Origin of the sequence: Pseudoalteromonas sp. S1727 (assembly GCF_005886375.1) — a bacterium.
Lineage (GTDB): Bacteria > Pseudomonadota > Gammaproteobacteria > Enterobacterales > Alteromonadaceae > Pseudoalteromonas > Pseudoalteromonas haloplanktis.
Genome location: NZ_PNDT01000009.1, coordinates 89,342 through 99,906, shown reverse-complemented (window position 1 = coordinate 99,906; position 10,565 = coordinate 89,342). Strand labels below are relative to the sequence as shown.

General features: G+C 41.0%; 13 protein-coding genes. 9 read left to right on the top strand and 4 right to left on the bottom strand.

All coding sequences use genetic code 11. The annotated features are described in order from the left end of the window. The first annotated feature begins 106 nt into the window (after positions 1–106). The 5 genes from CWB85_RS02645 to CWB85_RS02625 all read left to right on the top strand — a co-directional run bounded on the left by CWB85_RS02645 (position 107) and on the right by CWB85_RS02625 (position 2,670). Positions 107–1,102, top strand: coding sequence for a fatty acid desaturase (locus tag CWB85_RS02645; RefSeq protein WP_138554030.1), 996 nt, complete (start codon positions 107–109; stop codon positions 1,100–1,102). Between the two features lie 83 nt (positions 1,103–1,185). Then, on the top strand, positions 1,186–1,563 hold the full coding sequence (locus CWB85_RS02640) for a VOC family protein (protein WP_138554029.1): 378 nt from the start codon (positions 1,186–1,188) through the stop codon (positions 1,561–1,563). Between the two features lie 50 nt (positions 1,564–1,613). Beyond that, on the top strand, positions 1,614–1,862 hold the full coding sequence (locus CWB85_RS02635; RefSeq protein WP_138554028.1) for a TIGR03643 family protein: 249 nt from the start codon (positions 1,614–1,616) through the stop codon (positions 1,860–1,862). Positions 1,863–1,966: 104 nt separating this feature from the next. Further along, positions 1,967–2,383 (top strand): GFA family protein, encoded by a 417-nt coding sequence (locus CWB85_RS02630; RefSeq protein WP_138554027.1) that lies wholly within the window; start codon positions 1,967–1,969, stop codon positions 2,381–2,383. Positions 2,384–2,442: 59 nt separating this feature from the next. Then, entirely contained in the window at positions 2,443–2,670 is a 228-nt protein-coding gene (locus CWB85_RS02625) for a vWA domain-containing protein (protein ID WP_138554026.1), read from the top strand. Here the strand turns inward: CWB85_RS02625 and CWB85_RS02620 are convergent. Further along, positions 2,648–3,817, bottom strand: coding sequence for an MFS transporter (locus CWB85_RS02620; RefSeq protein ID WP_138554034.1), 1,170 nt, complete (start codon positions 3,815–3,817; stop codon positions 2,648–2,650). The genes CWB85_RS02625 and CWB85_RS02620 overlap by 23 nt on opposite strands. Before the next feature lie 279 nt (positions 3,818–4,096). Between CWB85_RS02620 and CWB85_RS02615 the strand changes: the two genes are divergently transcribed. Beyond that, the gene (locus tag CWB85_RS02615) at positions 4,097–4,384 is read left to right on the top strand and encodes a hypothetical protein (RefSeq protein WP_138554025.1); all 288 of its coding nucleotides are present in this window, start codon (positions 4,097–4,099) and stop codon (positions 4,382–4,384) included. A gap of 1 nt (position 4,385) precedes the next feature. Then, positions 4,386–4,655, top strand: coding sequence for a hypothetical protein (locus CWB85_RS02610; RefSeq protein ID WP_138554024.1), 270 nt, complete (start codon positions 4,386–4,388; stop codon positions 4,653–4,655). Positions 4,656–4,745: 90 nt separating this feature from the next. On the opposite strand, the gene CWB85_RS02605 is transcribed toward CWB85_RS02610, so the two are convergent. The 3 genes from CWB85_RS02605 to CWB85_RS02595 all read right to left on the bottom strand — a co-directional run bounded on the left by CWB85_RS02605 (position 4,746) and on the right by CWB85_RS02595 (position 9,363). Beyond that, positions 4,746–6,800: a TonB-dependent receptor gene (locus CWB85_RS02605; RefSeq protein ID WP_138554023.1), complete on the bottom strand. Its 2,055-nt coding sequence runs from the start codon at positions 6,798–6,800 to the stop codon at positions 4,746–4,748. Positions 6,801–6,876: 76 nt separating this feature from the next. Next, the gene (gene rhlP / locus CWB85_RS02600) at positions 6,877–7,713 is read right to left on the bottom strand and encodes a rhombotarget lipoprotein (RefSeq protein ID WP_016708141.1); all 837 of its coding nucleotides are present in this window, start codon (positions 7,711–7,713) and stop codon (positions 6,877–6,879) included. Positions 7,714–7,782: 69 nt separating this feature from the next. Then, on the bottom strand, positions 7,783–9,363 hold the full coding sequence (locus CWB85_RS02595; protein WP_138554022.1) for an ATP-binding cassette domain-containing protein: 1,581 nt from the start codon (positions 9,361–9,363) through the stop codon (positions 7,783–7,785). A 365-nt stretch (positions 9,364–9,728) separates the two neighbouring features. Between CWB85_RS02595 and CWB85_RS02590 the strand changes: the two genes are divergently transcribed. Beyond that, positions 9,729–10,139 (top strand): hypothetical protein, encoded by a 411-nt coding sequence (locus tag CWB85_RS02590; RefSeq protein ID WP_016708139.1) that lies wholly within the window; start codon positions 9,729–9,731, stop codon positions 10,137–10,139. Between the two features lie 75 nt (positions 10,140–10,214). Continuing rightward, the gene (locus tag CWB85_RS02585) at positions 10,215–10,550 is read left to right on the top strand and encodes a hypothetical protein (RefSeq protein ID WP_308700767.1); all 336 of its coding nucleotides are present in this window, start codon (positions 10,215–10,217) and stop codon (positions 10,548–10,550) included. The last annotated feature ends 15 nt before the right edge of the window (positions 10,551–10,565 follow it).

The window sequence follows — 10,565 nt, the reverse complement described above, 5'->3', positions numbered from 1 at the left end:
CGTTGCCCGTTGCCCGTTGCTCGTTGCCCGTTACTCGTTGCCCGCTATGGCAGCTTTTTATTTATTCGGGTATGATCTGCGCAACTTTGATTATCAGTTGCTATTTATGAACACGTTAAGTGCTAAAGAAAATATTCAAGCTATTGTTAAGGCGATTAAAGCTGAAGAAGCCAAGCTTCGTCAAAAGCATCCGTTATTAGCCCATCAGAATACTATCGGGATGGCTATTTTATTATTATCACTCGGTGCCTTAATTGGGGTTGGTGCGCTTTATTATTTTGCTATTATTCCAGTTTGGTTATGTATTGTATTAGCGGCCATTGCGACTTCAATTTCACACGAACTCGAACACGATCTGATCCATAAACAGTATTTTAGTAACCAACCTTTTTTACATAACTTTATGATGCTAACCGTTTGGCTAATGCGACCAAACACCATTAGCCCATGGTATCGCCGCAAAATGCATTTACATCATCATAAAACTTCGGGCACTGATCAAGATCTTGAAGAGCGCTTAGTTGGTAACGGCATTAAAAACCCATTTTTACGCGCATTAGTGATTGTTGACGGCTTGCTTGGTTTACTAATTAACACTAAACGCTTTAGTAAAGAAATTAAAGGCTTTAGCTTTTTGAAAGTGTTTAATGCCGGTTTTCCGGTAACTACCGCGTATTTTGCAATTTTATATAGCGTGATTGTATTTCATTCGGTGAACTTATTTATGCCACTTGAAACTAATTCACCGGTTTTACTGTTAGATGTGATGGCGGTGTTTGAGTTCTTAATGGTGGTACTGATCGTGCCTAATATTGTACGTTCAAGCTCACTTAATTTTGTAACATCTTCAATGCATTACTATGGCGGTGTAAACAATATGCTGGAGCAAACTCATGTATTAACGAGTCGTTTGTTTGCACCATTTCATTTGTTTTGTTTTAACTTTGGCCATACCCATACAATTCATCACTTTGTGCCGAATCAGCCGTTTTATTTGCGTCAGATGATCAGCAAGAAAGTGTTAGCGGTAATGAAAAAACACGGTGTTCGCTTTAACGACTTTGCTAGTATCAAACAAGCAAATCGCTACCAAGCTTCTTAATATCAAAATGCAAATTATTCATTGACCTCAAGTTAAGTTAAGGTTTTAAAGTCGTTATCTAACTCAATATTTAGATAGCGACTATGAACCTTAATCAAATCACTTTACCTGTCTGTGACATCGAAAAAGCCAACCAGTTTTACTTGGCTATGGGTTTTACACAAATTGTAAAAACGCCTCATTACTCACGTTTTGAGTGCCCTAATAAAGCCACATTTTCTTTGTTATTAACCGATGATACGTTTAATAATGGTGCGGTTATCTACTTTGAAAGCGAAGAACTTGAAAAGTGGGTCGCCTCCTTAAAAGATAAAGGCATTGAGTTTGAATCCACGATCACCGAGCAGCGTTATTTATGGCAAGAAGCGGTGTTAAAAGATCCATCAGGCAATAAAATTAAGCTTTATTGGGCGGGGTCTAATCGCTTGAATCCACCTTGGCGAGTTGAAATTATAGCTTGATCTAATTTTTGCTAGATTGGGTATAAAGGTACTTTGCAAAAGAGTCTGTTATGTTTGATTGTAGTCAAGTGTCTAGAATTATCGAGATGGCGTGGGAAGATCGCACACCATTTGAAGCCATTGAAAATCTTTATGGGTTAAATTACTCTCAGTTAGTTAATTTTATGCGTGCTAATGTATCGGCTGGCTCATTTAAAGCTTGGCGAAAACGCCATGCAGGGCGAGTAACAAAGCATCTTAAATTACGTGATCCCGCAGTTGAGCGGAGTCACTGTAAGACGCAATATAAAAATCGTTGATCCGGTCTAATTTATTTGTTGCAAAAACTCAGTATTACTGTGTTTTTAGCAATTTTTAACGTAGAGTTTTAGACATTAATAAATAAATTATTTTAAGGATTATTATGCAGATCACTGGGCGTTGTCATTGCGGGGAAGTAACTTACACGGCAGAGGTAGACGAAAACAAGGTAATTAACTGTCACTGTACTGATTGCCAAATCATCGCAAGTGCGCCATTTCGCACTGTAGTAATATCGCATCCTAACGCGGTTACCTTTACTGCTGCCGCACCAAAAGAATATATAAAGATTGCCGAAAGTGGTAATAAGCGTGCACAAGGTTTTTGTGGTAATTGCGGTACTTCTTTGTATGCCACTTCAGTTGGCGAGGGCGAGAAAGTTTATGGCCTACGTTTGGGTGCGGTTGAGCAGCGCGAGCAACTTACTCCAAAAGCGCAAATTTGGTGCCGTTCAAGCCCATCTTGGTTAAAAGAAATTAATAACATAAAGGGTTTTGAGACCGTTCCAGCGAGTAAATAATTGAAAGAAAATTAGTCGTTTTGCTGTCTACTTAAAAGAGATATTTTGGGAGGCAGCTAATGTGTAGCTCAGTAAAGTCAAACCGGACTGTTAAGCAGTCACAATTTACATTCGATAATGAGTTAAGTGCAGAACAACGCCAACAGTTTGCTGCTCGTGCTAATTTAGCGCAAGCGCGACGTGAAGAGTGTGAGGCACTTAACAAAAAATGGGTTGCTAAGCACCGCTCTCAACAACCTCAAAAGCAGACTTTACTAAGTTGGCTTACAGATCTTTTTTCAAAGTGATATTGCGCCCGCCAAGGTAGCCAAATACGGCGCAGCCAAAACTGGCGATAGCACATAACCATAATGTTGGTGCCCAGCTATTAAAGTGGTCATGTAAAGCACCCGCCAGCATTGGGCCTGTTGCCGCTATTAGGTAACCAATACATTGTGCCATGGCAGATAATGACGCGGCTTGGCGGCTATTATGTGTTCGTAAACTGACAAACGACAAACCTAATATAAAGCATGCCCCAGAGCAAAACCCCAACGTTATTGACCAAAATAGTGCTAACTCAGGCATAAACAATAAGCCAAAAGAGCAAAGTGCGCCAAGCAGTGCTAACGTACTGGTTAAAATACGCTGATCTTTGAGCCTCGCTAATAAAGGAATTAAAATAATCCCAGGCACTGCCGATGCTGCTTGAAATGCACCTTGCATGGCACCGGCTTGTAGTGGTGATATATCGTTTTCAATTAAAATACTTGGTAACCAAGCGACCATAATGTAGGTAAAAAATGAGTTAAGCCCTAGTAAAAGCGTGATTTGCCATGCCAGTGATTGTCGCCAAACATTACTGTTCGCCTGCGTATTAACCAGCTCTTTTACGGGTTTTGTGTGGTATTTAAGCTGCGGGAACCAAAGAATAATACCCAGTAAAGTCAGCAAGCCATAACTTGCCAGTGCAAGTTGCCAGCCGATATCCTGATACTGACTCAGCGGGAATACAATCGCCGCATAGCTACCGCCAAAAATGGCCATTGCGAGTACATAAGCCGAGGTCATTACCGCGACTTTATGTGGGAAATCTCGCTTAATTAAGCTTGGCAATAGGACGTTACCAATCGCAATACCCACTCCGATAATAGCTGTGCCTAGATACAACAAAGGTAGGTTTGTTATTAAGCGTGACGCTAAACCTGCACCAATTAGCAGCAAAGCTATAAATAATGAGATTTCTAGCCCGAGTTTTTTAGCAAGCCAATTAGCCAGTGGTGACGCTAATGCAAAGGCCAGAAGCGGTAGTGTTGTTAACATACCCGCTTGTGATGGTGAAAGGCTAAAAGACGCAATTATATCCTCAAGTACAGGCGCAATGCCTGTTACTGGAGCACGTAAGTTTGTGGCAATAAAGAAAATACCAAGAATTAAAATAGCGGAAGAAAACACAGTCCGCTTAGTAGGCGCTGAATACAAAACTAAAGTCACCAAGTCGATGGCAGGTGGCGTAATTATACCCGAAGGGGAATGGCGTTGGTATTAAATTGACTACTCCTTAGTCTTTATTTTTGAATAACTTATTCTTAACAATTAGTGGTATCTATAGCTCATTAAAAAATAATTAACCCCACTTTTTAAAGTCATCCGTTTATAGCTGTAGTAATCCAAATTTGACTTTAAAAGTTGACTTATGAATAACGTTTTACATGATTATGCAATAACAAAAAAATGAGTCTTACGGTGTTAAGTCTTGCCGTTTTAGTAGTTTTAACTGGCTGCAAACAAGCAACACAAAACTCAGTAAAAGAGCAAGCAGATGAAGTTGAAATTACGCAAAGTAAAGCCCGCACTGAACAGATGTTAGTTACACAAGAGCAGATGCAAAAAAGGCAGCGACTACATGCTGAAAGTTACGAAGCAATGCCACAAGGGATAATGCACCCAAACGCCAGCATTAGCTTAATGCCGCCAATGCCTCGCCCAATTGCAGATGATGCAAAGCGAAGCGCAAGCTAAAATGATGCAATTAAAACAAAACCAACAGCGCCAACGCAGTGAAGAAATGGCTGGAAGGCAATTTGCAGTACCAAGCATGGCAGCGAAAAGTACGTTGTTACTAGAGCTTGAAATCGTCACCGCAGAGGTAGCAAATAAATTTAAGCGCATAGATACACTCATTGCAGAGGGAAATACAGTAGCCGCTAAAACACAGTTGGTTGAATTGTTAGCAGCGCACCCCGAACTTAAGGTGCACTTAACTGAGCAATATAAACAGCTATTACAGTAAAATGTAATCGACTTATGTTCGCTATATGGCTATCTTTTTGGTTTTGTACAATTATGTTCGCTATTTGGCGAACCTACTTAAGCGTGGTTGCTACCAAGCGTAACTTGCTGAGAACATTATATTACGTGGTCGCCCTGGAAAATAACGGTCGCCGGTAAAGCTAGTATAGTCGGCGCGCTCGGCATAAGCGGCATCGGTTAGGTTGTTAATTCGCGCGGTTAGCTTTAGCTGCTCAGTTAGCTGCCAAGCCCCACGTAAATTAATTAGATCATGACCGTTGTAGCTGTGCAGGTTTTCAGGGTCGGTAAAATAATCACTGACATGATGCCACTCAATGGCAATTAAGGTGTTATTAGTAACTTGCCAGTTAGCTTGGAAGTTGGCGATATTACGCGGTGCAGTGTCTATATCGTTGCCGTTAATGTTTATACCAGATAAAACTTGGTCATAGTCGTAGGTGTGCTCAGCATGGCTTGCAGCAAAAGCGAGTTGGAGTGATTCAGTAAGCTGATAATCCAGCTCCAGTTCAATACCGCGGTGCTGAGTTTGCCCGTCATTAATGGTAAAAAAGTCACTGTCGCGAAAAATGACATTTTCTTTATTCATTGCGTACGCTGAGAAAACATAATGTAATTGTTGGTATTGCCCTTTAAAACCGAACTCTAGATTGTCTGCGGTTTCAGATTCAAGGTCAGCAACTTGTTGTGCGCGCTCTAATTGATAAAGCTCAGCGGCTTGTGGGGCACGGTAACCACGCGATAAGTTTGCGTATAGATAATGATCTGCACTTAATTGGTAACTAAGGCCTAATTTAGGAGATGTATTAGTAAAGGTGTTCTCGCTACTTGGCGGGCGCGAGTAACGGCAACCACCAAACCCGCATTCGTTACCATTTTCGTCTGTACGCCCTGCGAGCATATTATTAGTGTAGTCGTAATTAAGTTGCTCAAAGCGAGCACCTAAGCTGATAGCAAGTTGTTGCCATTGCCAATCGAGGCTGATAAAAGGCGCCAGTAGCGTGCTGGTTACATCGTAATCGTAATGCTTACCTTGTGGCACTGTAGCGACTAAAAATGCTGAACCTTGAGTTGGCTGATCTTGATATTGCAAAAATTCTGCACGGGTGTATTCGCTATCTAATCCTACACTAAGAGCAAACTCGCTTGAATATTGATGCTGCCAAAGTGATTGCACACCAACGCCATTTTGGCTGTTTTTTTCAAGAGGAGTGCCTGGTAAAAAGTGTTTAAAAAAAGTCATACTCTGGCTGCGTAGATACGGTGTGATGGTGAACGTATCTTTTGCGGTTTGCCACTGCACTTTTGACCAAAGCCGAAAAGAACGGGCTTTTCTAAATGCATCAGGATCAAAATTCTGCTGGGCTATTTCATCATCTTTATAGCTTTCAAAGCCTTCGATAAACCCTGCTGTTTGCTGATCTAAATGGGTGTAAGTTAGCCCTGTAGTAATAGCGAGATCATCATGTGTATAGCGATGGCGTACGTTGAGTTTTTCTTGGTCAACGCTTTCATCATCACGGTAGCCAGTATCGCGAGTGACACTGGCATTAATACCAATCCCTTGATTGCCCAAGTCTTTACCACTGCGTAATTTAAATCGGCTGTAGCCGTATGAGCCTAAATCAACACCAAGTAAACTTTCATCAAAAGTGGTATCAGGGGTGATCACATTAATAACCCCGTGCACGGCATTGGAGCCGTATAGGGCAGAGCCTGGGCCTTTTAACACCTCAACACGCTGGGCCATTTCTGTATGCGCTTCAAATAACTCATTGATATTACAAAAACCAGCCGCACGTAGAGGAATGCCGTCTTCTGCTGTTAAAATACCACCGCAAGCCCCAGCGCCTGAAAGCACCGGCGATCGCAGTGCCGGTAAATATTCTTGGCCATTACCGTGTTGGATATTTGCCCCAGCAACTTGTTTTAAGACTTGTTCAATATGGGTTGGGGCAATTAGCTCCAATTGTGCATTAGTGATACTGCTAATTACCAATGGTAGAGGGTCAGCGTTTACTTCTGAACGAGATGCAGTAGTCGTAATACGTTCTATATCGTTTTGCGCGGCGAAAGCGTTAAATGCAGTAGGTGTGAGCAGCGCCAGGCATAATATTCGTGAAAGCATGAAAGCCCTTTATCTAAGCTATTTCAAAAGGGCAGGATATAACCTTTTTTAGGAATTCTAAAGCGTTAGCTTAAAATTAAGCAGAGCGTAGTTTCGCTTTTTGCTGGTTTTGTTTTAAGATTAACACGACCGCTAAAAGCATCAGCAAGCCAAATAAGCTACCACCACTGCTACCGTCTTTATGATTTACATTGGCTATTTTGTCTTCTTTAACCCGGGTTTTAAATGAGCCAAGCTCTGCATCTAAGTTTGTGATCATGTCATCAACAGCTAAGCTAAAGCTGTTTTGTGACTTTTCGTTTAAGGTGTCGTCAATACCGATGGCTGTACTACGTTGCTCTACTTTGTTAATCCCTGGCGCTCGAAACAGCATTTTTTTACTTCGCACATCAAAAACAGCAGTATCAACAAAAGTCTGTACGGTATTTTCGTTGCCAGGAATAACGTATAACCCAACAATTGTTAAGTATAAGAATGCGGCATTATTTTCGAGTGTTTGCGCAACTTGGTCATAAGATACCAGTGCCATAATATCAACATCATACAATCTAGATACTTGCTCAAGGGTAGTAAATCCTTGGCCTCCTTTTAAATAACTGCTTGGGATAACCTCGATACGGTCAATATAGTCGTATTGCATAAACTGTTTTTTTACTTTCTCAAGCAAGGCTATTTCGTCGTTACTGCGAATGCCTGAGTCATATTGATTCGGAATAAATGCAATACCGACAGTGGCTGGTAAATTGAGCGTAGGTACGCTTGGTTGATGGGCTTGACGGCTTTGCTCATCTGGGTATAAAAAATCCACAAGACTACTTGAGCGCGTTTTTTGATTGGCATTTTGGCTGAGCATAGTGCTACAGCCAGCTAATGCAGTAATTATTATCACCAAAACTAATTGCAGAGTTTTCATATTATTCCTTTTTATAATTAAGTGATCCGATGAGTTTGAACCTTAATCAAGGAAAAAGTTCTCTCGCCGTTACTTTAAGGTAATTTGGGCTGTTAAACTAGATTGTTGAACAAATGCTTCATCGTGGCTTACTAATATAAAACTGCCAGTAAAATTAGCGAGGTTTTGCGCAAGGTGTTGCTTGTTCGCTAAGTCCAAATGATTATCGGGCTCATCGAGTAGTAGTAAATAGTCCGCGGCATGTTGTGCGGCAATTAGCATGGCTAATTGCATTTTCTCTCCGCCGCTGAGCTGGTGTATTTGCCGATATATATCATCGCCCTTAAAGCCAATATTCGCCAGTAAATGTCGAATTGTTTGCGGCTTAAGCTCGCAGTGTAGCTCTAGCGCCTTTTCTAAGTTGTCAGTAGCGGTTAAAAAAGAGCAATGTTGGTCAATATAAAGCACCTTACTGTTTAATTGAATTGCCGCTGATAGGCATGACTTTGTGGATTCACTAATCATCCTTAGAAGCGTTGATTTACCTGAGCCATTTGGCCCTGCAATACGTAATTTATCGCCACTGTTAATTTGTAAGGTCACAGGATTTTTACTGCAACCATAGGGTAAGCAAAGCTTATCAATAAACAGTAAGCGTTTATTGCTGGAGGGTTGGCTGAATTTTAACTTTCGTTCAATATTATCTGGCAGGTGCTGTTTCAGGGTTTGTTGCTTTTTGGCTAAAGAATCTAACTTAGCTGAGGCTAAACGTTCGCTAGCGCCTTTGCTAGCTTGGGCGCTGTTTTTCTTAAAATCTAGCATGACTTTAGGTTGACTTGCTGTGCTGCGATTTTTATTACCTTGTGCCGCCCGTTGCTGAGCTTTTTCGCGGTTTTGTTGCATCTGGAGTTGCTGCTTTTTTTGCTCCTTTTCTAGGTGATTAATTCTTTTGGCTAGGGCATTTTGTTGCAACGCTTTTTGCTCACTGTAATGCTGGTAATTACCGGTTTCGTAAGTCGCACCTTGGTTGTTTAGCTCAATGATTGCATTGCATTGGTTGAGTAGTTCGCGGTCGTGGCTAACAACAATAATATGCCCTTGAAATGCGTGTAGCTGTGCTATTAACCACTGCTTTGCAGCATGATCTAAATGATTTGTGGGCTCATCTAGAATCAGCAAATCAGGCGCTGCTTGCAAAGCGCAATAAAGTGTTAAGCGCCGTTGCTGACCGCCACTTAAACTTCCCACGCGTTGAGTCAATGGTGCATCAATAGCCAAGGTTAATAGTTGTTGTTGATAGTATTGCGCGCAAAGCCAATCATCGTTTACAAGATTAAAATCAGTCTCAAGACAACTACCTTGCTCTATGCGCGCAAGTGCCGCGAGTTTTTGTGCAATTCCGAGCTGGTGGGCTATAGAACCTGACGTTTCTTCAAGGTGTTGTGCAGTTAGTTGTTGCTGCGAAACGAGTAAAACAGAGCCGTTAAATTCAACATTGCCAGTGGTGACTGCAAGTTGTTTTGCGAGTATTTGTGCCAGCAACGATTTACCTGTGCCGTTGGCACCGATAATTGCAGTGAGTTTTTCACTGACAGCAAAATTAAGTTGTTTAAATTGTACATGGCCATCAGCGTGTTGATAGCTTAAATTATGAATGTGTAATAACTGCATAATGCCTCTGGAGTGTGCAGGGCATGGCGCGCAAAGAATAATATTATATTGTGATAGGTCGAAATATGACGAATTTTGCGCCCACTAACCCTGTAAATTCAAAAAATAAAACGAATTTCAACAGGTGTTAGTTATTCATTAATGCGCAAACTCCAATAAGATAAGAGATGATATTTTAAGCAGTTCAAAGGGGACTGTCACGCTTTTATTTCTTTATATTTAGCCGATGGTTTTATTGTTGCAGTCTAAATGGAATGATTATGTGAGTGCTTACTGTCTTTACAATATTTACATTATGGTTAACTTACGATTAAGGCTGATTTGTTAGGCTTTAGTTATTCACACAGATTATTTTGGACGTAACTATGAACAACTTAACGCCATTGTCTTTGGCTTTACTAGGCTTGAGTTTATTACCCTTTGCTGCAAGTGCTAAGCACGAGCGTGAACATGACCGTTATGAACATCGTCATGAGCATAAAAAACACAGTAAGAAACATCATAAAAAATATTATAAAACGCACCATAAATCAGCATATTATAAAAAGCTGCCGCCGGGTTTATATAAAAAAGTAGGCTACGGACATGGTTTGCCGCCGGGGTGGTACAAAAAGTACCGCCGTGGTGATCGCCTTGAACGAGATATTTACCGCCATGGGCGAGTTATAGAGCGTCATGAGCGCAAAGGTTTAGTTTTATTGGAAGTTGATGATCAACTTATCCATTTAGTTCACGATACCCGAGAGATCCTTTCGATTGTGACTCGTCATCATTAAACATTGATAGGGTAGTTAACTTCATGGTGAATTTATGAACTATTGCTACTCTTTAAGCAATTAGATAAGGAGTAAATGATGAAAACACTAACATCAATTGCTTTGCTAGGGTTAGTACTTTGCAGCAGTGTAGTATTTGCAAAAAATGATAACCATGACAAAGATAAAAATAAAGGCAAAGTGAGCTTACCGCCTGGGCTGCAAAAGAAAGTGGATAATGGCGGGCAATTACCACCGGGTTGGCAAAAAAAATACCATAAAGGCGATAGATTAGATGATGACATTTATCGTCATGGTCGAGTTATCAAACCGATAGACCGTGATGGTCGTATTACCATTGAAATCGACGATACCATCATTCATTTGGTGCATGATACACGGGAGATTTTATCAATTTTGAGCCGGTATTAAGTGCCATGTTGGAAG

Bases quoted from the DNA above. Each gene is read 5' to 3' on its own strand.
- CWB85_RS02615 (WP_138554025.1), top strand. From the start codon at position 4,097: ATGAGTCTTACGGTGTTAAGTCTTGCCGTTTTAGTAGTTTTAACTGGC.
- CWB85_RS02610 (WP_138554024.1), top strand. From the start codon at position 4,386: ATGATGCAATTAAAACAAAACCAACAGCGCCAACGCAGTGAAGAAATG.
- rhlP (WP_016708141.1), bottom strand. From the start codon at position 7,713: ATGAAAACTCTGCAATTAGTTTTGGTGATAATAATTACTGCATTAGCT.
- CWB85_RS02605 (WP_138554023.1), bottom strand. From the start codon at position 6,800: ATGCTTTCACGAATATTATGCCTGGCGCTGCTCACACCTACTGCATTT.
- CWB85_RS02640 (WP_138554029.1), top strand. From the start codon at position 1,186: ATGAACCTTAATCAAATCACTTTACCTGTCTGTGACATCGAAAAAGCC.
- CWB85_RS02635 (WP_138554028.1), top strand. From the start codon at position 1,614: ATGTTTGATTGTAGTCAAGTGTCTAGAATTATCGAGATGGCGTGGGAA.
- CWB85_RS02645 (WP_138554030.1), top strand. From the start codon at position 107: ATGAACACGTTAAGTGCTAAAGAAAATATTCAAGCTATTGTTAAGGCG.
- CWB85_RS02630 (WP_138554027.1), top strand. From the start codon at position 1,967: ATGCAGATCACTGGGCGTTGTCATTGCGGGGAAGTAACTTACACGGCA.
- CWB85_RS02595 (WP_138554022.1), bottom strand. From the start codon at position 9,363: ATGCAGTTATTACACATTCATAATTTAAGCTATCAACACGCTGATGGC.
- CWB85_RS02590 (WP_016708139.1), top strand. From the start codon at position 9,729: ATGAACAACTTAACGCCATTGTCTTTGGCTTTACTAGGCTTGAGTTTA.
- CWB85_RS02585 (WP_308700767.1), top strand. From the start codon at position 10,215: ATGATGAAAACACTAACATCAATTGCTTTGCTAGGGTTAGTACTTTGC.
- CWB85_RS02625 (WP_138554026.1), top strand. From the start codon at position 2,443: ATGTGTAGCTCAGTAAAGTCAAACCGGACTGTTAAGCAGTCACAATTT.